Origin of the sequence: Mesonia maritima (assembly GCF_042433895.1) — a bacterium.
In the GTDB taxonomy this organism is placed as follows: domain Bacteria; phylum Bacteroidota; class Bacteroidia; order Flavobacteriales; family Flavobacteriaceae; genus Mesonia; species Mesonia maritima.
This window is the reverse complement of the sequence record NZ_JBHLUA010000012.1, coordinates 1041260-1064337: the sequence shown is the minus strand read 5'-3', so window position 1 is coordinate 1064337 and position 23078 is coordinate 1041260. Positions and strand designations below refer to the sequence as shown.

The window sequence follows — 23078 nt, the reverse complement described above, 5'->3', positions numbered from 1 at the left end:
CAATTTCAAATTTGTCTCTATTTTTGAGCAAGGGATGGAGCAATTTGTTGAAGCTCTTTTTCAATTCCTCCCTAAAAAGGAATTGAAAAAAGCGACTTGCGAGAGCCCGACCCGTTAGGGTTGCGTCCAACTTATTTGTTTACTCTTCCCAATTTGCGCTGGTTCTATAGGTAACTCCTTTAAAAAGTGCTACGAGTTGATTTTCTTTTTTTATTTCTACTATATAAAATCCTAATTTATTTTTTTGGCTTTTCACATCAGATTCTGCTGTGATAACATCGCCTTCTTCTAGTGCTTCAATATGATTGATCGAGGTTTCGATGGAAACCGCCTTTTTACCAAAGGTATTGCAAGCGAAACCAAAAGCGGTGTCGGCCAATGAATACGTGATGCCGCCATGTGCTTTTTTCATGCTATTCAACATCTCTTTTCTTAAAGTCATTTTTACTTTACAATAGCCTTCGCGCACCTCAACAATTTCAATTCCTAACCATTGACTAAAGGAATCGTTAGCAAGCATGTGTGCTGGAATTTCAGCTCCTTTCATACAAATTTCAAACTAAATTAAATGTTGAATTTATTTCCTTCTTTCGACATTTTTCTTAACAATGGACTACAACGGTAGCGATCTTCATGATATTCGTTATAAAGTGCATCCATCTTTTTAACACACCAATCGATTCCTTTTTCGTTTGCCCAGGCTAAAAGTCCTTTTGGATAATTTACGCCTTTTGTCATCGCCAGGTCGATATCTTTTGCAGTGGCAATATTCATGAAAAGTGCATCGGCTGCTTCATTAATTAGCATTACCAATACACGATCTAAAATTTCATTTCCGAGTTTTTCATCTTTTGTTGGCGTGGCTTTTTTCGCGTTCTCTCCGTAATCATAGAAACCTTTGCCAGTTTTTCTTCCTAGATAACCCGCTTCGGCTAAACGTTTTTGAGTGAATGAAGGTTTGTAACGTGGATCGAAATAAAATTCTTTGAACACCGTCTCAGTAACAGTATAATTAACATCGTTTCCAATAAAATCCATCAGCTGAAAAGGCCCCATTCGGAAACCGCCTAATTCTTTTAACGCCCAATCTATGGTGGCGAAATCTGCTTTGCCTTCTTCGTGAATTCTGAGTGCTTCTCCGTAAAAAGGTCGAGCGACCCGATTGACAATAAAACCTGGTGTATCTTTTGCCAACACGCCTACTTTTTTCCAATCGGATATAATTTTCACTACTTTTTCTTTAACTTCTTTGGAAGTTTGAATAGCCGGAATAATTTCTACTAATGGCATTAAAGGTGCCGGATTAAAAAAGTGAACGCCAATAACACGTTCTGGATTTTTTAACGAAGCTGCAATGGAAGCAATGGATAATGAAGAAGTATTCGAAGCGATAATTGCATCTTGTGTTTGATAGCTTTCTAATTCTTGAAAAACTTTTCGTTTTATCTCTAAATTTTCAACAATCGCTTCTATGGTTAAGTTTGCTTTTGCTAGCTCTTTTAAAGAATTCTCGTACGAAATATTGCCTTGAATTCTATTTTTCTCAGCTTCGTCGATTCTTCCTTTTTCAATTAAACGCAATAAAACCTTTTCGAGTTTTGCTTTACTGTTATCTAATGCTTTTTGTTTTGTATCGTAAACCATTACAGAACAACCAGCAGTAGCTGCTACCTGTGCAATTCCGCTTCCCATTGTTCCACAACCTATTATTCCTACGTTCATTAATTTTATTTTTTTATTTTCTGGAATGCTGAACTTTATTCAGCATTTCATAATACTATTATTTTAAGATAAAACCTTGAAACAAGTTCAAGAGAAACAGCTTTTTTGTATTTTTATTCTCCTTTAAAATTAGGTTTTCTTTTCTCAACAAAAGCATTTACGCCTTCTTTATAATCTGCTGTTGAAGCTGCTGCTATTTGATTTTTCGACTCCAATGCTAGTTGCTCTTCCAAATTATTAGTCAACGATTGATTGAGCGCTTCTTTTGTTAATGCTAAAGCACGCGTGGGCATGTTGGCTAGTTTTTCGACTAATTTTGTGCTTTCTTCTTCAAAACTTTCCGCTGAAAAATATTTGTAAATCATTCCGAGTTCTTCCGCTTCTTCCGCAGAAACTTTATCGCCTAGCATCGCTAAAGCAGAAGCTTTTTGAAAACCGATTAATCTCGGTAAAAAGAACGTTCCCGCGCTATCGGGAATTAATCCGATTTTACTGAAAGCCTGAATAAAGGCGGCGTGTTCAGAAGCGACTACAATATCGCATGCCAAAGCGATATTAGCTCCAGCTCCGGCAGCAACACCATTTACTGCTGCAACTATTGGTTTTTCTATTGATCGAATGAGTTGAATAATCGGATTGTAATGTTCTTCTAGAATAGCTTTAAACCCAGGATTTAAATCGGGATCGGTGACTTCTTTTAAGTCTTGACCAGCACAAAATGCTTTTCCGTTACCCGTTAGTAGAATTGCTCTTACTTCCTTATTTTCAGCACATTTTTTTAATTCTTTCTGTAAAGAAAGTGCCATTCCCCTGTTGAAGCTGTTAAAAACTTCCGGTCGGTTTAAACGTATTTTTGCAACTTTATTCTGAATTTCAACTTGAATGCTTTTGCTCATATTATCTTATAAAAAGATTCCTGCCTACGCAGGAATTATATTAAACATTTAAAATAATCGAATGGTTCCTGACAGTCGTCACATTTAAATAATGCTTTGCAGGCCGTAGAACCAAATTGACTTACCATATGTGTGTTAGTGGATTTACATTGTGGGCATTTTACAATACGCTCTTCGCCCAATAATGCTTTTTTATCTGAAGTTGCATCCATTGGTGGAGCGATGCCGTAATCTTCCAGGGCTTTTCTACCTTCTTCGGTAATCCAATCTGAAGACCACGCGGGAGCTAAAATTAAGTTGACTTCGGCTTCATAACCCGCATCTTTTAAAGCTGTTTTTATATCGTCGCCAATTACATCCATTGCAGGACAACCGCTGTAAGTTGGAGTGATTTCGATTTTAGCTTTATTTCCGTTCAAACTTGCCGAACGAACCACACCCAAATCAATAATAGAAAGTACAGGAATTTCCGGATCCGAAACTTTTTTAAGGATCGGTTCTAGTTCTTCTTCAATATGTACTTTTTCTTCTACCATTAAAAATTTTAAATTATAAGAGTAATTAGATTCCTGTTTACCCAGGAATTGATTACCATTTCATTCCGGGATAGGTTCGTTGCATATATTGCATATCTGTAAGTAAATAACCCATATGTTCTGAATGAATTCCTTTTTTTCCACCTTCTTGAAAATAGTTCAATTCAGGAACGTCAAGTGTAGCTTCTTCTAAAACTTCAGCTACATTTTTATAATAAGTTTCTTTTAATTTTGAAACATCTACCCCAATTCCTTCTTTAATTGCTTTTTTATCGTTTTCGGTCAAGTGAAACAATTCATCTGTAAATCGCCATAAATCATCAATAGCGGTTTGCATTTTTTGTTTGCTTTCTTCGGTTCCATCGCCTAAACGTTTAATCCAATCTGAAGAAAAACGTTTGTGATAACTTACTTCTTTCAAGCTCTTTTTTGCAATTGCCACCAAGGTTTGATCGTGACTTTTTTGTAATTCAGTTAATAATAAAAAATGAAAGTGATCGAACAAAAACTGTTTACCAATTACGAATGCAAAATCACGATTAGGTTGCTCTACCAACAAGACGTTTAAATATTCACGTTCTGTACGTAAAAAAGCAATATCGTCTTCAGTAATTTCTTCATCAGAAAGTTGAGCAGCATATTGAAAGTAACTTCGCACTTGCCCAAATAAATCTAAGGAAGTATTAGTTAAAGCAATATCGACTTCTAAAGTAGGGCCGTGACCGGTTAATTCGCCTAAACGTTGACCGAGAATTAACGCGTTATCGGCAATACCGTAGATATATTTTATTAAAAATTCTTTATTCATTAAATTTTATTTAAGTTGAAAACCTTCAATTTTTTAAACTGAAAAATTTTCAGAGATTCACGCTTATGCGAAAATTACATATGTTTCACCTCATCGGGCAAATCGTAAAATGTTGGGTGACGGTAAACTTTATCGGAAGCAGGCTCAAACATCTCTCCGTTTTCATCAGGATTAGAAGCGGTAATATTTTTTGCTTCTACAACCCAAATGCTAACGCCTTCATTTCTTCGGGTATAAACATCACGCGCGTTTTCTAAAGCCATTTCTGCATCGGCGGCATGTAAACTTCCAAAATGACGATGTTCTAAACCGTTTTTGCTTCGAACAAACACTTCAAAAAGTGGCCATTCCTTTTTACTTTTTTTATTATCTGACATATATTTTTAGTATTTAGCAATTAGAATTGAGTAATTCGTTTTTTAGGTACTTCTACTTTAATAGTTGAGCGAACTTAAACTGCACATCTTTTAATCTAATCTCTTAAGCTATATTCTATTAATTAGAAAATTTAAATTTTTACTCATTACTCAATTCTCAGTACTTAAACTGCTTGTTTCACTTTTTTCTCGGCTTGCTTTTCTGCGTGAGCCATTGCTGCATCTCTCACCCATTGTCCGTTTTCCCAAGCATTCACTCTAGTTTGCAAACGTTCTTTATTACACGGACCGTGACCTTTAACCACTTGCCAAAATTCGTCCCAATTTATTTTTCCGAAATCATAATGACCGCGTTCTTCATTCCATTTTAAATCTTCATCAGGAACTTTAATTCCTAAAATATCCGCTTGTGGAACAGTTTGGTCAATAAACTGCTGACGTAATTCATCGTTTGTTTTTCGTTTCAGCTTCCATTTCATAGATTGTTCGGTATGCGTAGATTCATCATCTGTTGGCCCAAACATCATTAAAGAAGGCCACCACCAGCGATTTAAGGCATCTTGCGCCATTTGTTTCTGTTCTTCGGTTCCGCGACAAAGGGTTAACATTATTTCGTATCCTTGACGTTGGTGAAAACTTTCTTCTTTACAAACTCTTACCATTGCTCTTGCATAAGGCCCGAATGAAGTATTACACAACGGAACTTGATTGATAATTGCTGCTCCATCTACTAACCAACCAATCGCGCCAATATCTGCCCACGTAATTGTGGGATAGTTGAAAATACTAGAATATTTTGCTTTCCCTGAATGCAATTGCTCAAATAGTTCATCTCTCGATACCCCTAAAGTTTCTGTAGCGCTATATAGATACAAACCGTGACCGGCTTCATCTTGCACTTTTGCTAACAATGCCACTTTTCTTCTTAGCGAAGGCGCTCGGGTTATCCAGTTTCCTTCGGGTAACATTCCTACAATTTCTGAATGCGCGTGTTGAGACATTTGCCGAATATGTGTTTTTCGGTATTTTTCTGGCATCCAATCTTTGGGTTCTATTTTTTCATCTCGAGCAATTTTTGCATCGAAAATCTCTTCTAAATTTTTTACTTCTTTCTCACTCATCATCTTTTAGTTTATGTTTAAAGCGTTAAGCTGAATGTTTAAAGCTTTTCACTTTAAACTTGAGCTTGCAACTTTGAACGGATTATACATCGAAATCTACGACTACTTTTTCTGAAGTTGGCACCGATTGGCAGCTCAACACGAAATTAGCCGCGACTTCATCATCTTCTAAGGCGTAATTAGTTTTCATTTCTACTGAACCTTCTACCAACTTACATTTACACGTACTGCAAACCCCACCTTTACAAGCGAAAGGCAAATCTGCTCCGGCTCCTAAGGCGGCATCGAGAATATTATCATATTCATCGGTCATTCCAAAATGGAATTCTTTTCCACCATCAAGCACGGTTACTTTTGTTCCTTCAAACTTATGTTCGAGCGCTTTTGCCGCGCGTTTTTTATCTTCATCAGAAAGGCCGGTTACAAATAATTCATAATGAATATGATCTTTTGCTAAACCAGCTTTTTGCAGTTCGTCACGAATCATAAAAATCATTTGTTCGGGACCGCAAATAAAACATTCGTCGGTATCTTCTACATCAATAAGCGAACGGGTTAATTGCTGAATTTTTTCAACATCAAATCTTCCATTAAACAGCGGAATATCACGTTGCTCTCGAGTTAGAAAATAATAAATTTCAAACCTTCCGAAATATTTATTTCTAAGCTGCTCTAATTCCTCCTTAAAGATAATAGATTTCGCATTTTTATTCAAATAAAACAGCTTAAAGGTACTTTTGGGCTCTAAGGCTAAATGCGTTTTTATCATGGAAAGAATAGGCGTAATTCCACTTCCCGCGGCAAAAACAACATAGTTTTTTTCGCTTTCAGCATTTACTTGAACGCCAAACTCTCCGCTTGGCTTCATTACTTCCAATTTATCGCCAGTTTTCAACTCATTATTTACATAGGTTGAAAATTTACCGGTTGGAATTTGTTTTACTGCCACACGCCACTCATTATCTACAGGACTTGAACATAACGAATACGAGCGCCGCACATCTTCGCCTTCAATATCTTTTTTCAACGTTAAATGCTGTCCTTGATGAAAGGTGAAATCTTTTTTTAGATTTTCGGGAACGTTAAAAGAAACTACGGTACAATCTTTTGTTTCTTTATAAACGTCTTTTACTTCTATTTCGTAAAATTTTGCCATTCTCTTAATTCGGTTACCTAACAAAACTAACGATTGTTAGTCTTAATTACAAATTCACATTGTTAAAATTATGCTTTTATCACGCCAGAAAGCAAGGTATTTGTAAGATCTCGCTTTAGAAGCTCAATTTTAAGGCTTGGTTTTTTAGAATACCATAAATATAAAGTGCGCAAGGTAGAAAGCAATGAAAATAGAATTATTTCTTCATCGCGTTTTTCTAACTCTCCATTTTCGATACCTTCTGAAATTATTTTACGTAACTGTTTTTCGTAGCCATTTCTCATTTCTATATAATAAGCGAGGTTTTTTTCATCTAAATGCATCCAATCATTATTAAGACAGGCTAAATAATTGGTTTTCTGAATAGTAATTTCAATATGCATATGGATTATTTCTTCCAGTTTTTGTCGAACGCTTATATTTTTCGGGAAAGTTTTTTGCATATGCTGCGTAAAACTTTCGGCAACTTCTAAAATAATAATTGCTAAAATTTCTTGTTTAGAAGAAATATGGTTGTACAAACTCGCTGCTTTTATTCCTAATTCTTGTGCCAAATCTCGCATAGAAACAGCATTATAGCCTTTTTCTTTGAAGAGTTTTGCAGCAATGGTAATAATTTCTTTTTTCCGTTCTGAGATCATAGAACGGCAAGATAATATTTTTTACCTAGCTTTATTAGCACCGCTAACGTGTATAATGTTCAGAAAGCTTGTCACGAAATTGATTTTTTTTTAAAAAAATGTTCTTAAGCTTCTTCCGAAGTACTTTATCTAAAGTTTTACGCGTTGAAAATCTTCTGATTGTTGGAGTTTTTCTTGTTTATAAAGCAACGTCCAGCCTTGCGAATTGGTTAAAATAAATAGTTTTTGCAGTTCAGAAATTAATCGGTTTTCTGCATTTTTCATCAAAGTAGATTTTTCGATTTTAGCACGAAGGTTTTTATTGATTTTTTGTTTTATTGAATTATAATCTTCGGCTTTAAACTGATTTAAATAATCTTGGGTTACATCGTAAAATTCAAAATCGGGGGTGATTTTTAACTCCGGTTCTGGAATTGAAATAATTTGCACCGTTTTATTTTCTTCGTCAATTTCATATTGCATGTTCGACAAATCGTAACTTACGGTTGCTTCTGCATTTACGACAATTAATGCTTTTTTGCGTGCTGATAATACATCGAACAAAAAACTTTCGGTGTTTTTATAATTATAGATTTGCGCGTAGCTTCCTTCTGAAACAATGAGTTTGCTTACTTTTCGAATTTCTTTTTCAATAAGTGATGAACTTGCTTCTAACGATTCTCTTTCCGCTAACCGATTGTTGAAATAATTGTAACCAATCGCCACTAAAATCGCGATAATTACACCGAGGAAAAACTTTTTCATGGAGCTTTTTTATTTTTGACTAAATTACATTTTTTTGCGTTAGGGATAGTAGTGAAAATCCCGCAGGTTTTTGTAGCGATAGCGAAAATAAACGAGGAATTGTAGCGGATAGCCCGACCTTTGGGAACGCCCAACTTTTATATAATATTGTGTTTTTTTGCTTTTTGAACGGCTTCTATTTTGCTGTGAACTTGTAGTTTTTTATAAATATTTTCGATATGTTTTCGAATGGTGCTGGGCGATAACATTAAATAGTCTGCAATGACGGTGTAACTGTGGCCTTTGCTTAAGTTTTCCAGGACTTCTATTTCTCGTTTTGAAAGGGAGATTTCTTCTTGATCTTTTTTATTTTGAATATGTGTTGGATTGCGCAATAATTTTAGAGTTTTTAGAGCGATCGAGGGATTCATTGCTGCACCGCCGTTCATCGTTTCTACAATGCCTTGATGCAATTCTTCTGGTCGAATTTCTTTAAGAAGATAACCGTCTGCTCCTGCTTGAATTGCGTTAAAAATATGCTCATCGTTATCGAACGCGGTTAGCATTATTATTTTTATATGTGGATATTTTTGCTTTATGATTTGTGTGCTTTCTATTCCATTTAAAACGGGCATTTCTATATCCATTAAAATAATATCGAGGTGAAAGTTGTTTTCTAATTTTGTGAGCAAATCGCTTCCATTAAGGGCTGAGAATTTAAAACTGATGTCTTCAAAAAAAGATAATTTTTCTTTAATTGTATTAATTAAGAAAGTGTTATCGTCGACTATAGCTATCTTTATCCTCATCTTTTTGTTTTTTTAGGAAGCGATTTTTAATGTAATTTTTGTTCCTCTTTCTGGGGTTGACATAATTTTGACTTCGCCTTTTGCTTGTTTTGCTCTTTTCTGAATATTTTGAAGCCCGTTGCCCATTTCTATATTTTCGACGTGAAATCCTTTTCCGTTATCTTCGATACTGATTAAAAATTCATTTTTTTGTTTTTCAATAGTTACGGTAATTTTTTTTGCTTCAGCGTATTTTAAGGCGTTATTAACCGATTCTTGAATAATTCTATAGATATTCATTCCTACCACCGATGTAAAAGTGTGTTCGATATTTATTTCTGAAGAAATATTGAATTCGAAATTTGTTCCTCGAAAAGCTGATTTTGCTTTTTCTATAAAGTTGGTAATTCGAATTTGTAGATCTTCAAAGCTTATTTTTTCTTTATTCATCGCCCAAATTGTATCTCTTAGTTCATAAATGGTTTTCCCCGTGAAATCACTAATGGAAGTAAGTTTTTTTAAAATCTTGTTTTCCATAGCGGGAAAGGCAAATTTTAGATTATCTAAACTTGAAATAATAAAAGTGAGTTGGGCGCCAATATTATCGTGCAAGTCCCGAGAAATTCTTAAACGCTGTTCTTGGAGTTCATTTTGCGTTTGTATTTTTGCCAAAGCAATTTTTAATTGACTTTCTTTCTTAAATTGAAGATTCTTTAATCTTTGTTGGTTGTAAAAAAGGTAACCTAACAGACCTAAAATTAGCGCAAGTCCCAAACTGCCATAGAGATACATATTCTTTTTTCTAACTTCTAATTCTTTTTCTGCTAGTTTTGCTTTTTGCTGAAGTATTTGATTTTCTTTTTTCTTGGTTTCGTATTCAATTTCTAGTTGTGAAACCTTATTATTGGTTGCTATATTTTTAGTGCTGTCTTTTAAATCTGCATATTTCTTAAAATACAATAAGGCGTTTTTGTTTTCATTACTCAATTCATAAAACTGAGAATAATTGAATAAAGCGTTTTCTTTATCGGTAATCATTTTATATTTAGTAGCATAATTAAAGGCGCTGTCAAGATATATTTTAGATTTTTGCAGTCGATTATTTTCCATTAAAACAGTTGCCATATTATTATAGCTCGATGCTAAACCCGCAAAATTTTTAATTGATTTTTCTAACTGAATAGATTTCTGAAAATAGACTAAAGCTGAATCTACTTCTCCTTGATAATAATATACGCCACCAACATTATTAAGTGACTCTGCTTTTCCTTTAACATCGTTTCTTTTTTCTTCTATTTTCAGCGATTTTTTAAAATTGATTAATGCTTTATCTAAATCACCTTTATTCGCGTAAACAATTGCAATATTATTTAAAGCTTCTGAAACGCCTTTTTCATACTCAATTTCTTCAAATTTTTGTTGAGCTGCGACGTGAAATTCTAAGGCTTTTTCTGGTAAACCTAAGTAACTATATACTAGACCAATATTATTATTTACTACCGCAATTTCCTTTTGTTGGTTATTATTTTCATAAATATGAAGCGCTTTTAAATAGTTTTGAATAGCATTTTCATACGCGCCTTTCTGGCGCAAACAAGCTCCTAAATTATTATATGCTGAAGCTTTTAAACTATCTTTTTTGCTGTTTTCAATAACCAACGTCGAATATTTTATAGCTTCCTCTAATTTCCCAATATCACGGTAAACCAAACCCATTAAATTATAAGAAGCGTTTAAATTTTCTTGCTTATACTCTTGAAGCGCTTTTTCTAAAATTTCTAAAGCTTTTTGTGGGTTTTGCTTATAAATTTTTTCAGCTTGATCGTTTAAAGATGGTAATTGTTGAAAATTATGAGCGTAAATGCAATTGCTTATAAAAAAAACAAAAGAGAAATAGATGAGGTGATTTCTCATCGATTTACTTAAAAGCCAGTACTGCACATTTAGGTTCACAATCAATAAATTAAGTAGACTATTTTCAGTCTTATATTATAAAAATTGATTTTAATTAAAATTGAGCATAAAAAATATCCTTCAAATTATAATTTTCAAAATCATATTTATTCAAATACGCGTACCTTCTATCTAGTTGAGATTTTTCTATCTTTATTTGATACTTAAGATAGCGAAGTTTACGCAAGTGTAAGTTAGCGATTTTCCGGTTTTCTTTTCTAAAAAAAAGACAGATGCTCATTATTATTGAAAAAAAACTGATAAAGATTAGTAACATACCTATACAATTAAAGAAAAGAATGGCAAGTAAGAAAAAATTGAACTCGCCATTCTAATCACCCCTGAGCATAATTATTTAATTTGTTTGATCTAGAAATTCACTTATATGATAGTCTAAGAATTGATGACCCGCCATATATAAACCTTCAGCATACTTTTTAGGATCTGGCTCTAACCATTTTGTTTTAGAAGCATAGTTATCACCTCTAATAACTACAACGGGATTTTGCAAGGTTGCAGTTGCTTGAGTTTGGGCAGAATAAGCTACAACTTTCTCCTTTTCTAAAACGCCTTCTATTTCTAACGATTGTTTTAAACCGCCATCATAGCTAGCCAATGCAGAACCACCTATTTTATTTTTGCCCTGCGTAAAATTTATATAGCTACTTAAGCCTTTAGCCTGTTTAGATTTATCGAACAAACTGGTAATACCGCTGTTGGTTTTTTTATCGGTTACGGTGTAATTATCTACCAATCTATAATTTACAAAAAGCTTAACCTGCGCTCCATTTCCTCTAAGCCAATTATCCCCTGTTTCTGAAAACATAAAATTCAACTCTACATTCACTACCAACGCATCGTTCATTTCCTTAGATAATTTTTGATTGATTTGATTTAAAAAATCGATTTTCTTCGGATTATAGTAAAAAGAGAAATTTTCTGGAATTGCTTTTAATACGCCGGTCATATTGGTTTCTGAAAGCTGAGGCCCGGTATATTTTTCCCAACCCTCGTAAATTTCTGTTTTCCCTGCTTCTTCTGGAGTAATTATTTCGTAACCGCCTTGTTGTAATTTTGTAACCAATTCTTGATAAAGTGCATTGGTTTTTTCTTGTATCATTTCTCTGCTTAATGTAGATAATCCGATGGCTGCTTCTGCTTTGGCGGCATTTTTTATACTTCTTCCGAAACCTCCTTTGGCTTTTTTATCTACCGCTTCTTTGTAAAATTCAAAATTCACGCTAAAATTTGCGATGTATGCACGCTTTTGAAATTTTTTAAATTCTCTTTTTCCATATATATTTTCGGCAGGTTTAAAGGTTCCTAAATTTTGTGCTTTCAGATTAAAAGTAAACGCAAACACAGCGAATGCTAAAATAATTTTTGTTTTCATAATTGTAGTTTTAGTAAATTAAAGAGGAAGGCTATAGTTTTTAAAATTAATAAGGCAATTGACTATTTTTGAAGATTTAATAAAAGCCGAGAGCTAAGCGTGATGTTCTCTCGGCCCTAACAAAAAAACTCCCATTATTGAGAATCTTTTAAAAACTGAACTTAGAACTGGGTAATATCTAAATTAAAAGAACCTTCGGTTAGCTCTTTAAAAGTATCATCATTCGGGTTTTTTCCTTTAAAAGAAAAAGTCCCTTTTATTTTACTATCGGTTAACTCAGAAATTTTAATTTCACCTGCTACGCCGCCTTCATCATAAGGAGCTGTCCAAGATTGTGAATTTAACGGATCTGAAGCATTTCCTTCAGTATAAGAAGCCACAATAAAAACTAAATTATCTCCTCCAATATCATACGTTCCTTCACCATCGATAGAATTTATATTAAGTGTAATATTTTTTCCACTATTAAGATCGTTAGCTACTATAGCAATAGTTATTCCTCCATTATTATCAACACGGCTTGCTTGCGTTCCTTGAGCACTAGAAGAAAAAGAAGCACCGTCTATTTTCGCCTTTACAATTCCGTTACTAGCATTATTGCTACTCCCGCCATCATCGTCTTTACTACAACTTATCGATGTAATAAGCGATAAACCTAAAAATAAATACATTAATTTTCTCATCTTGTTTTGTTTTTTTGTGTTAATGAAAATTTGATTTTGTTATAACACAAAGATGAGCTGCGATTGAAATTCCTACAATAAGGCAATTGACCTATTTTTTGTAGAAGGAAAGATGAGGAAGTTCTTTTTGAAGATTTTTTATTCGCTGTTGAAGTTTTTCTTGAAATTGTTGATGCGCTTCACTTTTAGGGTTAAAAGCGCGATGGTGCAAACCTTGCTGAATTTTTTCCACTTCAGTCATAGTTTTTAAACTTTCAGAAGAAAACCAAGTTTCCGCAAATTTTTCCCAAATATATTGAACTGCGATTTTTGAAGGATGCAGTAAATCTTCTGCATAAAAACGATAATCGCGCAATTCATCCATCATTAATTCGTACGACGGAAAATAATTAAGCTGATTTTTATTTTCTAAAACTTGATGAAGTGCAGAAATTAAATGCGACTTACTTCTTAGATTTTCTACAAAACCATCTTTGGAATGTCGAACCGGAGAAACCGTAAAAATAAATTGACAATCAGAATTTAATTGCCGAATATATTCAACACTTGTTTGAATACTTTTTTCTAGTTCTGCAATTGAAGAAAGCTCTTTCCTGAAATTTTTCTGTGGAATTTTATGGCAATTTGCCACATATGTATTTTGCTCCACATGTTTGTAAATCCACGAAGTTCCCAGCGTGATAATTACGTGCGAAGCTTTTTTTAAAAACTGAAAAGTTTCTTCTAAAGCTGCATTCAGGTTTTGCAAAATTTCATCTTCCGACAACGCATTCATTCTGGAATGCGCTTCAAAGCAACTGTAAATTTCTTGATGCTGAAAAATATCTTTTGTCGCAAATTTTTCTTGCTGAACTACGCGCTGTAAAAATCTTTCTATTGCAAACGGATGAAACAAAATCCCCAACGGATTTTGAAGCGATTGAAATTTATAATACTGAAATTTCTCCCCGATATTTTCTGAAAAACACGAACCCAAGAGCACTATTTTTGAGCGATAGTCAATTTTTGACTTCCCTTCAGGAATGCTAACTTGGGTTTGTAATTTCATATTATATTTAAATTGAAGTGGAGATCGATTATTAAGATGAGATGCTGAATCAAGTTCAGCATGACGAAACTCTATTTTTATACTAAACGTCATCCCGGACTTGATCCGGGATCGTATTCATTTCTATTATTAAGAATAAACTTCAATAAACTCCGTTTAAATCTTTAATAAGCTTTAAAAATTAGCAAATTTTCAGCTTACTGAATATATTTTTCAGCTTCAGCTAAAGCATCTTTAATTCCGTCAGGATTTTTTCCGCCTGCGGTTGCAAAAAACGCTTGACCACCACCGCCGCCTTGAATAAATTTCCCTAATTCACGCACAATTTTTCCAGCGTTTAAGTTTTTTTCTTCCGCTATTTTTTTATCGATGTAGCAAGAAAGTAAGGCTTTCCCATTATTTTCTGAACCGAGAATTAAAAATAAATTATCGATTTCTCCACCTAACTGAAACGATAAATCTTTCATCGCGCCGGCATCTAAATCTACTTTTGTTGCTAAAAACTGAATTCCGTTAATTTCTTTTACTGAATTTTTTAAATCGCCTTTTACGTTTTTTGCTTTTTCTTTCAGTAAAACTTCAATTTCTTTTTTAAGCTTCGCATTTTCTTCTTGTAAATCGTTCACCGATTTTATAGGATCTTGCGAATTTTTCAATAAAGCTTTTAACTGATTAAAGTTCTCACTTTGCTGGGTTAAGAAATCTTTTGCTGCGTCGCCGGTAATCGCTTCAATTCTACGAACTCCCGAAGCTACAGCTCCTTCAGAAACAATTTTAAAATGCCAAATTGAAGACGTGTTTTGCACGTGCGTACCACCACACAATTCCATGGAATCACCAAATTTTATGGTTCTCACCGCATCGCCATATTTCTCGCCGAACAACGCGATTGCGCCTTGTTCAATTGCTTCTTTATATGGAATTTTTCGGTTTTCTTCTAAAGGCAATTGCTCTTGAATTCTGGCATTTACAAAATTTTCTATTGCTTGTATTTCTTCCGAAGATACTTTACTGAAATGTGAAAAATCGAAGCGTAAATAACCGCTATGAACCATTGATCCTTTTTGTTCTACGTGTGTTCCTAAAATGCTTCGCAAGGCTTGATGCAGCAAGTGCGTAGCCGAATGATTTGCTGCAGAACGTGCGCGTTGTTTTTCATCGACTACCGCTTTAAAACTCCCTTCAAGATTCTCGGGAAGGGTTTTGGCGATATGTATAATTAAATTGTTCTCTTTTTTAGTATCGATAATATACGTTACATTTCCATTCGTGCTTTCTAAATAACCTTTGTCGCCCACTTGTCCTCCGCCTTCAGGATAGAATGGTGTTAAATTAAAAACCAATTGGTAAAGCTCGCCTTCTTTTTTACTTTCAACTTTTCGGTATTTGGTGATTTTTACATCCGCTTGTAATTGATCGTAACCGATAAATTCTTCCTCATCATCTTCTTTTAAAATCACCCAATCTTGCGCTTTTGTTTGTGCCGCAGAACGTGAGCGTTCTTTTTGTTGTTGAAGTTCTTTTTCGAATTCAGCTTGATTTAAACTAAATCCGCGTTCGCTTAAAATTAATGCCGTTAAATCGATTGGAAATCCGTAAGTATCATATAATTCAAATGCTTTTTTCCCTGAAATTTCCTTTCCTTCAGCAGTTGAAATAATATTTTCTAACAATACTAAACCTTGATCGAGTGTTTTTAAGAAAGAGCTTTCTTCTTCTTTAATTACATTTTCACAAAGATTTTTCTGCTTTTTAAGTTCTGGAAAAGCTTCACTCATTTGTTGACTCAACGTAGAAACCAACTTAAAGATGAACGGTTGTTTGATGTCTAAAAATGTAAATCCGTAACGAATAGCGCGACGTAAAATTCTTCGAATTACATAACCCGCACCATTATTGCTCGGCAATTGTCCGTCGGCAATTGCAAAAGCAACCGCTCTAACGTGATCGGCAATTACACGAATAGCAATATCGGTTTCTTCGTTTTTTCCGTAAGTAGAATTGGTAATGGTTTCTATTTCGCGAATAAGCGGCGTAAAAACATCAGTATCGTAATTTGATTTTTTTCCTTGTAAAACCATCGCCAAACGTTCGAAACCCATTCCGGTATCGATATGTTTATTAGGTAATTCAACTAAAGAACCATCGGCTTTTCTATTGAATTGAATAAAAACTAAATTCCAAATTTCAACAACATGTGGATGATCTTGATTCACTAAATCTTTTCCAGAAATTTTTGCTTTTTCTTCTTCACTTCGTAAATCAATATGGATTTCTGAAGCTGGACCACACGGACCTTGATCGCCCATTTCCCAGAAATTATCTTTTTTATCACCAAGTAAAATTCGCTCTGTAGGAATTATATTTTTCCATATTTCGTAGGCTTCGTCATCTTTCCCAATTCCGTCGGTTTTGTCGCCTTCAAAAATTGTTACATAAAGATTTTCAGGAGTAATTTTGTAAACTTCAGTTAGCAATTCCCAAGCCCATTCTATCGCTTCTTTTTTAAAATAATCGCCAAAACTCCAATTTCCTAACATCTCAAACATGGTATGATGGTAGGTATCTTTACCCACTTCCTCTAAATCGTTGTGTTTTCCACTAACGCGCAAACATTTTTGCGTATCGGTAACACGAGTATTTTTGGGAGTGGCATTTCCTAAGAAATATTCTTTAAATTGATTCATCCCGGCATTGGTAAACATTAATGTCGGGTCGTTTTTCATGACCATGGGCGCCGAAGCAACAATTTCATGTTTTTTTGATTCAAAAAATTCTAGGAATTTAGAACGGATTTCTTTAGATTTCATATACTATATCTGAGCCTAAACGGTTATAATTATGTTTCTAGTGAAACAATTTCTATCTTTGTTCGTCTTACTATTATGAAAAGTAAGAATTTTGACGCAAAAATAGCATAATTTAAAAGAATGTCGAAGGTTAAATATTATTACGATAGCGAGACGCTTTCTTATCGCAAAATTGAACGAAAAAAAGGTCGTCGATTAGGCTATGCGTTTATAGCAATAGCGGGTTCTTTTCTTGCAGGTTTTGTGTTGCTCTTAATTTATTTGAATCTCCCACAAATTGAAACTCCTAAAGAAAAAGCGCTTAAACGCGAATTGCAACATATGAAATTGCAATATGAATTGTTGAATAAAGAAATGAATCAAGCGCAAAAAGTTTTATCGAATGTACAAACAAGAGACAACACTATTTACCGCGTATATTTTGAAGCGAATCCAATACCTGATGAACAACGAAAAGCAGGTTTTGGAGGAATAAATCGTTACCAAGCTTTAGAAGGTTACGATAATTCTGATTTAATTATTGAAACGAGCAAAAAAATGGATGTACTTCAAAAACGAATTGTGGTACAATCTAAATCGCTCGACGAAATTGCACGACTCGCAAAAGAAAAAGAAAAATTATTGACCGCGATACCGGCGATTCAACCGGTAAAAAACGAAAATTTAACACGAATGGCTTCCGGTTACGGAATGCGAATGCATCCTATTTTGAAGTACCGAAGAATGCATAACGGAATGGATTTTAGCGCTCCAACCGGCTCTGATGTTTACGCGACCGGCGATGCGGTTGTAAAAAAAGCAACTCGCGGTACCGGTTTTGGAAATTTAATTGTACTCGATCACGGATTTGGTTACGAAACTTATTATGCCCATTTAAGCGATTTTAAAGTTAGACGTGGCGATAAAGTAAAACGTGGTGAAATCATTGGGGAAGTAGGAAGTACCGGTTTATCTACCGCTCCGCATTTGCATTATGAAGTTCATAAAAACGGACAAGTAGTAAATCCAATTAATTTCTATCACGGCGATTTAACTGCAGAAGAATACGATATTATGCTAAACCAATCTGCTTTAGAAAATCAATCTTTGGATTAATGCGCGTTTCTCTCCCCGATAAAATTTATTATGGTATTGGTGAAGTGGCAGAAGCTTTTCACGTAAATACTTCCTTAATTCGTTTTTGGGAAAAAGAGTTTGATGTTATTCAGCCTAAAAAAAACGCCAAAGGAAATCGTAAATTCACAAAAGAAGATATTAAAAACCTAGAATTAATTTATCACTTAGTAAAAGAGCGCGGTTTTACACTCGAAGGCGCTAAAACTCATTTAAAAGAAGAGCGCCATAAAACCCTTACTAACTTTGAAATAATTCGTAAATTGGAATTGATTAAAAACGAACTCACAAATATTAAAAATCAACTTTAAAAAATTAATAGATGAAAAAAGGAATTATTGCTATAGTCGTAATTGTAGTACTCGGAATTATAGTTTATAGTTTAACCGCCGGCGTAAATAATACTGCCGTAGAACTTGAAGAAAACGTAAAAGCTTCTTGGGCAAATGTTGAAAGCGCATATCAGCGTCGAACAGATTTAATTCCTAATTTGGTGAATACCGTAAAAGGTGCCGCAGACTTTGAACAAGAAACTTTAACGCAGGTTATTGAAGCTCGATCTAAAGCGACTTCTGTAAATGTAAACGCAGATAATTTAGATTCAGAATCCATTCAGAAATTTCAACAAGCGCAACAAGGCGTTTCTTCTGCACTATCTCGATTATTGGTAAGTGTTGAGCGTTACCCACAATTAACGGCTACGCAAAACTTTCAGAATTTACAATCGCAATTAGAAGGAACTGAAAACCGAATAAATGTAGAGCGAAACCGTTTTAATGAAAATGTTCGTGAATACAACACCTATATTAGAAAATTCCCGAATAACATGGTTGCAGGAATGTTTGGTTTTGAACGAATGAGCGCTTTTGAAGCAGATGAAGGAGCAGAAAACGCACCAGAAGTAGAATTTTAAAACAAACCCGTAATGGCATCTACCCAAGAATTTATTAACAAAACAGACGAACAGGAAATTGTTGCTGCAATTCGTGAAGCTGAAAATAAAACTTCAGGAGAAATTCGTGTTCATATTGAACGTACGTGTACTATCGATATTTTTGATCGGGCGAAAACAATTTTTCACGAATTAAAGATCGATAACACCAAATTAGAAAACGGCGTTCTCATTTATTTAGCGGTAGAAGATCATAAATTCTACATTATGGGAGATCGCGGTATCGATAAAGTTGTTCCGCCAAATTTTTGGGAAAGCACAAAAGATATTATGCAATCTCATTTTAGAAAAGGAGAATTTAAAAAAGGTTTAGTTGAAGGAATTCATAAAGCCGGCGAACAGCTTAAAAAGCATTTTCCGCTTGCCGATGACGACATTAATGAATTATCAGATCAAATATCCAGAGGTTAATGAGCTATTTAAAACCGCAGTTTAAAAGTTTACTATTATTTTCATTTTTAATTGCTTTTGGCACATTTTCAGCCTTTAGTCAATTAAACATACCCGATAAACCTAGCAAAGAAACAAGCGTTTACGATGGCGGAAATATGCTAACTTCTTCGGAAGAAAATCGCTTAGAACGTAAACTTATTAATTACGCAGACACAACTTCTACGCAAATTGTTATCGCTACGATTCCCACGCTAAACGGAGAATATATTGGCACCTACGCTCCAGAATGGGCTCAAAAATGGGGCATCGGACAAAGTAAGAAAGATAATGGGTTACTTATTTTATTATCACAACAAGATAAAAAAATATGGATTACCACGGGTTATGGATTAGAAGAATACTTAACCGATGCAACTTCTAAAACCATTATTGAAGATATAATTTTACCTGAATTTAAAAAAGGAAACATCTATCAAGGATTAGACAGTGGAACTACCGCAATTTTTCAAGTTTTAGACGGAAATTTCAAAGGTGTTCCTAAATCGAAAAAAAGCAGAGGATTTCCTATACAAGCCATTTTCTTTATTTTCATTTTTATCATTATCATTATTTCCATTATTAAAAAGAATAAAGGAGGTGGAAGAAATGGCGGAAATAGAAACGGATCTGATACGCTTTTTGATGCCATCATTTTAAGTAGCCTCGGTCGCGGAATGTTTGGCGGCGGCGGTTCTTCCGGTGGTGGCGGATTTGGCGGTGGCGGAGGCTTCGGAGGAGGTTTCGGCGGCGGTGGATTTGGCGGCGGTGGCGCCGGAGGAAGCTGGTAATCTTAAAGTTACCCTAATTCAATAAGTAAATTTATAGGGAATTTCAGCTTCAATTTTAACATTTAGGCTTTTTCTATTAACGTATCTAAACCTATAAAGCTAAAGTTATTACAAAAAACCTTAGCTTTATTTTTGGGTAGCTGTTTTCACTTAATTTTGTCTCTGTAATCTTAAAAGAATACGTGATGAAAAATGATGAACAATTACTTGTAAAAAGAAATAATTATTCGTTCCATAGAAAGTCAAAAAATTTAATGACTTGGATGTCAGAAATTATTAAAAACAAACACTATTACAGAATGGGCGGAGAAGCTGCTTAAAATCTGTCATTTCGCTTATTAGGGTCTTTTCCACCAAATTTACTGAACTTATAAGTGAAGCTAAACATGACATATTGCTCGAGTACTAGTTGTTGTGTATCCTGAATAAAATCTTCTCCTGTAGTTCTTCGGGTTGAAACATTTTCATCTAACACATCAAAAACTTTTACTTTTAGAATTCCATCGTCGCCTAAAAGTTTATAGCCTAAACTCATATTCCATAACACATACGCATTTTTGAATCCGGGTGCGACATTTCCAATATACCGGTAAGAGATATCATTTCCGAAGATAAAATTCTTAGGCCAATACGAAGTTATTTCTGCCCCTAAAGTATGGTTTGTAAAAGCTTGATCTCTACTTGCATCTAAACTGTATTGCGCCCAATTAAAATTCACAGAATATTCTGGTTCTATTGTTAAGATTTCTTCAATTTCATATTGTAATTCTAAACGTGGCGTTATACTTTGATTATTAGATTCGTATTTAACCCCATTAGAAAATCCTAAATTTTTACTTGCATTTACGTTTAGGCCGATACTTGCTTTTAAAGATTGTATATCATCTAGTTCATAGGTTTTATCTAAACTTCCGCCTCCGTATAAATTATAAGAACCATCTACGTTTGTATAGGTTGTTCTTCTTACTAAACCTTGGTTAGTTATTGTTCTTGAAACTACTTGATCATTGGTTAACGAACCGCTTATATATGCGTAAAAGCCAGAGCGCGTTTTAAAATCATAATTATTGAAATTCATATAAACTCGATGCTCTAAAGATGGTTTTAAATTTGGGTTTCCGGTAATGGTATTTAAAGGATTGGTGGTATTGGTTACCGGCTGTAACTGACTTATAGAGGGAACATCTCTTGAAGTTCGATAGCTAAAATAAATTCGCTGTGATTTCGTGAGTTCATAACGAAAATATGCATTCGAGAAAAAATTATTATAGGTATTATCAAAAGAGGTTCCGGTGAACAAGTCTTCATTTTTCAATCGAATATTCTGTATTCCTCCAGAAATACTTGCTCTTAATTTTTCACCACGATAAACCAACCCAATATCGGGACGATGGTTAAAACTTTCTGAACGAAAATCGTTGCTTAAACTATCTACCACAATTTCATAATCGCCATTCATTTCTTCAGGAATATAAACCAAACGCGTGTTGGAGGAGTTATTTTTGGTATAATCATATTCTAAATCGAGAAATAATTTTTCTGAAAGTGGCAAACGAGTTCCAAAACTCAATCCGTATTCATCTTCCCGTTCATCTTGATCTATAAATTGATCTTGAATACTGGTTTCTTCTAAATTTCCTTGATCGTCGAAGACTTGTCGAGAAGAAAAATATTGATTATCATCTTGCGAAACATTATTGGTATTATCGAAACCTAAACGCACGTAACCGTCATTTTTGCCAAACTTTCGCGTAACGTCTAATCGATTGCGGAAATTAGTGGTAAAAACTTCAGAAAACTGATCGGTTTCAGCATTATTAATCGCGGTTCCATCGGCTTCAACCGATTCTGTAAAAGAAGAACTCGTTGAGAAACCATTATTTACCGTAACATTTGGACGAACTGAAATTCTAGTTAAGGTATCGGGTTCAATTTCAAAAGAAAAACTTGCACGATGATTGTCATTTTGGCGTTCAGAATTAGAAGTTGAATTATTAAAATACCGCCTATCCGGTAAAATATTTTCCCGCTCAATTTTTGTTTCCGTTCGCGTATCAGCTCTATTAAAAAAATAACTGGCGTTTAATTCTGATTCTTTCTCCCATTCGTTTACAAAGTTGATTCCTGCGTTATCAGATTTTGTAATTCCGCCGCCACCGCCACCAAAACCAGCTCCATTTATAGAAAAAGAACCGTTACTGCTACGACTAATTGAATACGCGTTTCTTCCCATGGCGTCATAGACTTCGTCAAAAGTGAAACCTGAAGAATTTATATTGTTTGAACTCGCTAAAACACTAACGCGTAAATCATCTTTAAAATAATTTCCTATTCCGCTTAATTCATAGCGGTCATCGGTTCCGCCGCCAGCTGTAATACGAGAGAAAAAACCTTTATTTTTATCTTCATCTATTGTAATGTTAATGGTTTTATTTTCTGAATCGCCTTCTTTCCCCGTAAATTCTTCAGATTTTGTTTTGGTATCAACCACCTGAATTTTATTGATGATTTCTTTAGGCAAATTCTTTGTAGCAATTTTAGGGTCATCACCAAAAAATTCTTTTCCGTTAATCATAATTCGTGAAACCGTTTTTCCGTTTACAGTAATATTTCCGTCGCTATCTACCGAAACGCCGGGTAATTCTTTTAAAACTTCCTCTAAATTTGCGTCATCTCTGGTTTTAAATGAAGCTGCATTAAATTCTAAAGTATCAGTTTTAATAGTAACCGGAGCCCTCGAGCCCGTTACCACAACCTCATCTAAATTACTGGTCGAAAATTTCAACGGAATTTCGCCTAATTGAATCGTTCTATTATCAGTTAAGGATAAGGTTTTTTTATAGGTGGTAAAACCTGTAAACGAAATAAATAAATTTACTTGTTTCGCATCGGTTTGGTCTTCAACTTTAAAATTCCCATCGACATCGCTAATCGTGTACGTAACTAACGTACTATCTTTTACGGTTTCTACATAAATGGTAGCAGATTCTAAAGGAGTTTGTTGATCGTCTACAACTTTTCCGGAAATTGAAAAATCTTGAGCGGTCATTGCGAATGGGATGAAAAATAAAAAACACCACATCGCAAATGAAAATAATTTGTGTAACATAAAATGAAGCTGAAGTTTGTTAGTTGTTT

23 protein-coding genes are annotated in these 23078 nt (G+C 34.3%); 6 read left to right on the top strand and 17 right to left on the bottom strand.

Annotated features, from left to right (window positions below; all coding sequences use genetic code 11):
- Positions 1 to 139 precede the first annotated feature (139 nt).
- From ACFFGL_RS11665 to alaS, 16 genes are all read right to left on the bottom strand, one after another.
- On the bottom strand, positions 140 to 547 hold the full coding sequence (locus ACFFGL_RS11665; protein ID WP_309729721.1) for a PaaI family thioesterase: 408 nt from the start codon (positions 545 to 547) through the stop codon (positions 140 to 142).
- A 17-nt stretch (positions 548 to 564) separates the two neighbouring features.
- Positions 565 to 1722: a 3-hydroxyacyl-CoA dehydrogenase NAD-binding domain-containing protein gene (locus ACFFGL_RS11660; protein WP_374708760.1), complete on the bottom strand. Its 1158-nt coding sequence runs from the start codon at positions 1720 to 1722 to the stop codon at positions 565 to 567.
- Positions 1723 to 1835: 113 nt separating this feature from the next.
- Positions 1836 to 2618, bottom strand: a complete 783-nt coding sequence (locus ACFFGL_RS11655) for an enoyl-CoA hydratase-related protein (protein WP_309729718.1) — start codon at positions 2616 to 2618, stop codon at positions 1836 to 1838.
- A gap of 35 nt (positions 2619 to 2653) precedes the next feature.
- On the bottom strand, positions 2654 to 3154 hold the full coding sequence (gene paaD, locus ACFFGL_RS11650) for a 1,2-phenylacetyl-CoA epoxidase subunit PaaD (RefSeq protein ID WP_309729716.1): 501 nt from the start codon (positions 3152 to 3154) through the stop codon (positions 2654 to 2656).
- Positions 3155 to 3206: 52 nt separating this feature from the next.
- A complete protein-coding gene (gene paaC, locus ACFFGL_RS11645; protein ID WP_309729713.1) occupies positions 3207 to 3962 on the bottom strand; it encodes a 1,2-phenylacetyl-CoA epoxidase subunit PaaC in 756 nt (251 codons plus the stop codon).
- A gap of 74 nt (positions 3963 to 4036) precedes the next feature.
- On the bottom strand, positions 4037 to 4339 hold the full coding sequence (paaB, locus tag ACFFGL_RS11640; RefSeq protein ID WP_309729710.1) for a 1,2-phenylacetyl-CoA epoxidase subunit PaaB: 303 nt from the start codon (positions 4337 to 4339) through the stop codon (positions 4037 to 4039).
- A gap of 164 nt (positions 4340 to 4503) precedes the next feature.
- Positions 4504 to 5460: a 1,2-phenylacetyl-CoA epoxidase subunit PaaA gene (paaA, locus tag ACFFGL_RS11635; protein ID WP_309729709.1), complete on the bottom strand. Its 957-nt coding sequence runs from the start codon at positions 5458 to 5460 to the stop codon at positions 4504 to 4506.
- Positions 5461 to 5542: 82 nt separating this feature from the next.
- Positions 5543 to 6616, bottom strand: coding sequence for a 1,2-phenylacetyl-CoA epoxidase subunit PaaE (paaE, locus tag ACFFGL_RS11630; protein ID WP_309729705.1), 1074 nt, complete (start codon positions 6614 to 6616; stop codon positions 5543 to 5545).
- 68 nt (positions 6617 to 6684) lie between these two features.
- The gene (locus ACFFGL_RS11625) at positions 6685 to 7257 is read right to left on the bottom strand and encodes a TetR/AcrR family transcriptional regulator (protein ID WP_309729703.1); all 573 of its coding nucleotides are present in this window, start codon (positions 7255 to 7257) and stop codon (positions 6685 to 6687) included.
- Positions 7258 to 7386: 129 nt separating this feature from the next.
- A complete protein-coding gene (locus ACFFGL_RS11620; protein ID WP_309729700.1) occupies positions 7387 to 8001 on the bottom strand; it encodes a DUF4230 domain-containing protein in 615 nt (204 codons plus the stop codon).
- Between the two features lie 137 nt (positions 8002 to 8138).
- Positions 8139 to 8789 (bottom strand): response regulator transcription factor, encoded by a 651-nt coding sequence (locus ACFFGL_RS11615; protein WP_309729698.1) that lies wholly within the window; start codon positions 8787 to 8789, stop codon positions 8139 to 8141.
- A gap of 12 nt (positions 8790 to 8801) precedes the next feature.
- Complete coding sequence (locus tag ACFFGL_RS11610; protein ID WP_309729695.1) at positions 8802 to 10682, bottom strand: tetratricopeptide repeat-containing sensor histidine kinase; 1881 nt, start codon at positions 10680 to 10682, stop codon at positions 8802 to 8804.
- A gap of 394 nt (positions 10683 to 11076) precedes the next feature.
- Positions 11077 to 12114 carry a hypothetical protein gene (locus ACFFGL_RS11605; protein WP_309729692.1) on the bottom strand — a complete coding sequence of 346 codons (1038 nt, stop codon included), beginning with the start codon at positions 12112 to 12114 and terminating at the stop codon, positions 11077 to 11079.
- Between the two features lie 161 nt (positions 12115 to 12275).
- The gene (locus ACFFGL_RS11600) at positions 12276 to 12797 is read right to left on the bottom strand and encodes a DUF6252 family protein (protein WP_309729689.1); all 522 of its coding nucleotides are present in this window, start codon (positions 12795 to 12797) and stop codon (positions 12276 to 12278) included.
- Positions 12798 to 12888: 91 nt separating this feature from the next.
- Complete coding sequence (locus ACFFGL_RS11595; protein WP_309729686.1) at positions 12889 to 13845, bottom strand: GSCFA domain-containing protein; 957 nt, start codon at positions 13843 to 13845, stop codon at positions 12889 to 12891.
- A 197-nt stretch (positions 13846 to 14042) separates the two neighbouring features.
- On the bottom strand, positions 14043 to 16655 hold the full coding sequence (gene alaS, locus ACFFGL_RS11590; RefSeq protein ID WP_309729683.1) for an alanine--tRNA ligase: 2613 nt from the start codon (positions 16653 to 16655) through the stop codon (positions 14043 to 14045).
- A gap of 120 nt (positions 16656 to 16775) precedes the next feature.
- Here alaS and ACFFGL_RS11585 point away from each other — a divergent pair, with 120 nt between their 5' ends.
- The 6 genes from ACFFGL_RS11585 to ACFFGL_RS11560 all read left to right on the top strand — a co-directional run bounded on the left by ACFFGL_RS11585 (position 16776) and on the right by ACFFGL_RS11560 (position 20260).
- On the top strand, positions 16776 to 17750 hold the full coding sequence (locus ACFFGL_RS11585) for a M23 family metallopeptidase (RefSeq protein ID WP_309729680.1): 975 nt from the start codon (positions 16776 to 16778) through the stop codon (positions 17748 to 17750).
- Entirely contained in the window at positions 17750 to 18079 is a 330-nt protein-coding gene (locus tag ACFFGL_RS11580) for a MerR family transcriptional regulator (RefSeq protein WP_309729677.1), read from the top strand. Before ACFFGL_RS11585 ends, ACFFGL_RS11580 begins: the two co-directional genes overlap by 1 nt.
- A gap of 11 nt (positions 18080 to 18090) precedes the next feature.
- Positions 18091 to 18681 (top strand): LemA family protein, encoded by a 591-nt coding sequence (locus ACFFGL_RS11575; protein ID WP_309729675.1) that lies wholly within the window; start codon positions 18091 to 18093, stop codon positions 18679 to 18681.
- 12 nt (positions 18682 to 18693) lie between these two features.
- Complete coding sequence (locus ACFFGL_RS11570; protein WP_309729672.1) at positions 18694 to 19131, top strand: TPM domain-containing protein; 438 nt, start codon at positions 18694 to 18696, stop codon at positions 19129 to 19131.
- Positions 19131 to 19940: a TPM domain-containing protein gene (locus ACFFGL_RS11565; protein ID WP_309729670.1), complete on the top strand. Its 810-nt coding sequence runs from the start codon at positions 19131 to 19133 to the stop codon at positions 19938 to 19940. The genes ACFFGL_RS11570 and ACFFGL_RS11565 overlap by 1 nt, the downstream gene beginning before the upstream one ends.
- Before the next feature lie 185 nt (positions 19941 to 20125).
- Entirely contained in the window at positions 20126 to 20260 is a 135-nt protein-coding gene (locus ACFFGL_RS11560; RefSeq protein ID WP_309729668.1) for a hypothetical protein, read from the top strand.
- Here ACFFGL_RS11560 and ACFFGL_RS11555 read toward each other — a convergent pair.
- Positions 20257 to 23049: an outer membrane beta-barrel protein gene (locus ACFFGL_RS11555; RefSeq protein WP_309729665.1), complete on the bottom strand. Its 2793-nt coding sequence runs from the start codon at positions 23047 to 23049 to the stop codon at positions 20257 to 20259. The genes ACFFGL_RS11560 and ACFFGL_RS11555 overlap by 4 nt on opposite strands.
- Positions 23050 to 23078 lie beyond the last annotated feature (29 nt).

What these genes read in the sequence shown, in the direction of transcription:
- ACFFGL_RS11575 (WP_309729675.1), top strand. Translation starts at nt 18,091, where the DNA reads ATGAAAAAAGGAATTATTGCTATAGTCGTAATTGTAGTACTCGGAATT.
- ACFFGL_RS11560 (WP_309729668.1), top strand. Translation starts at nt 20,126, where the DNA reads ATGAAAAATGATGAACAATTACTTGTAAAAAGAAATAATTATTCGTTC.
- ACFFGL_RS11620 (WP_309729700.1), bottom strand. Translation starts at nt 8,001, where the DNA reads ATGAAAAAGTTTTTCCTCGGTGTAATTATCGCGATTTTAGTGGCGATT.
- ACFFGL_RS11580 (WP_309729677.1), top strand. Translation starts at nt 17,750, where the DNA reads ATGCGCGTTTCTCTCCCCGATAAAATTTATTATGGTATTGGTGAAGTG.
- ACFFGL_RS11615 (WP_309729698.1), bottom strand. Translation starts at nt 8,789, where the DNA reads ATGAGGATAAAGATAGCTATAGTCGACGATAACACTTTCTTAATTAAT.
- ACFFGL_RS11655 (WP_309729718.1), bottom strand. Translation starts at nt 2,618, where the DNA reads ATGAGCAAAAGCATTCAAGTTGAAATTCAGAATAAAGTTGCAAAAATA.
- alaS (WP_309729683.1), bottom strand. Translation starts at nt 16,655, where the DNA reads ATGAAATCTAAAGAAATCCGTTCTAAATTCCTAGAATTTTTTGAATCA.
- ACFFGL_RS11660 (WP_374708760.1), bottom strand. Translation starts at nt 1,722, where the DNA reads ATGAACGTAGGAATAATAGGTTGTGGAACAATGGGAAGCGGAATTGCA.
- ACFFGL_RS11595 (WP_309729686.1), bottom strand. Translation starts at nt 13,845, where the DNA reads ATGAAATTACAAACCCAAGTTAGCATTCCTGAAGGGAAGTCAAAAATT.
- ACFFGL_RS11565 (WP_309729670.1), top strand. Translation starts at nt 19,131, where the DNA reads ATGAGCTATTTAAAACCGCAGTTTAAAAGTTTACTATTATTTTCATTT.
- ACFFGL_RS11625 (WP_309729703.1), bottom strand. Translation starts at nt 7,257, where the DNA reads ATGATCTCAGAACGGAAAAAAGAAATTATTACCATTGCTGCAAAACTC.
- paaE (WP_309729705.1), bottom strand. Translation starts at nt 6,616, where the DNA reads ATGGCAAAATTTTACGAAATAGAAGTAAAAGACGTTTATAAAGAAACA.
- paaD (WP_309729716.1), bottom strand. Translation starts at nt 3,154, where the DNA reads ATGGTAGAAGAAAAAGTACATATTGAAGAAGAACTAGAACCGATCCTT.
- paaC (WP_309729713.1), bottom strand. Translation starts at nt 3,962, where the DNA reads ATGAATAAAGAATTTTTAATAAAATATATCTACGGTATTGCCGATAAC.
- paaA (WP_309729709.1), bottom strand. Translation starts at nt 5,460, where the DNA reads ATGAGTGAGAAAGAAGTAAAAAATTTAGAAGAGATTTTCGATGCAAAA.
- ACFFGL_RS11570 (WP_309729672.1), top strand. Translation starts at nt 18,694, where the DNA reads ATGGCATCTACCCAAGAATTTATTAACAAAACAGACGAACAGGAAATT.
- ACFFGL_RS11605 (WP_309729692.1), bottom strand. Translation starts at nt 12,114, where the DNA reads ATGAAAACAAAAATTATTTTAGCATTCGCTGTGTTTGCGTTTACTTTT.
- ACFFGL_RS11600 (WP_309729689.1), bottom strand. Translation starts at nt 12,797, where the DNA reads ATGAGAAAATTAATGTATTTATTTTTAGGTTTATCGCTTATTACATCG.
- ACFFGL_RS11555 (WP_309729665.1), bottom strand. Translation starts at nt 23,049, where the DNA reads ATGTTACACAAATTATTTTCATTTGCGATGTGGTGTTTTTTATTTTTC.
- ACFFGL_RS11585 (WP_309729680.1), top strand. Translation starts at nt 16,776, where the DNA reads ATGTCGAAGGTTAAATATTATTACGATAGCGAGACGCTTTCTTATCGC.
- ACFFGL_RS11665 (WP_309729721.1), bottom strand. Translation starts at nt 547, where the DNA reads ATGAAAGGAGCTGAAATTCCAGCACACATGCTTGCTAACGATTCCTTT.
- paaB (WP_309729710.1), bottom strand. Translation starts at nt 4,339, where the DNA reads ATGTCAGATAATAAAAAAAGTAAAAAGGAATGGCCACTTTTTGAAGTG.
- ACFFGL_RS11610 (WP_309729695.1), bottom strand. Translation starts at nt 10,682, where the DNA reads ATGAGAAATCACCTCATCTATTTCTCTTTTGTTTTTTTTATAAGCAAT.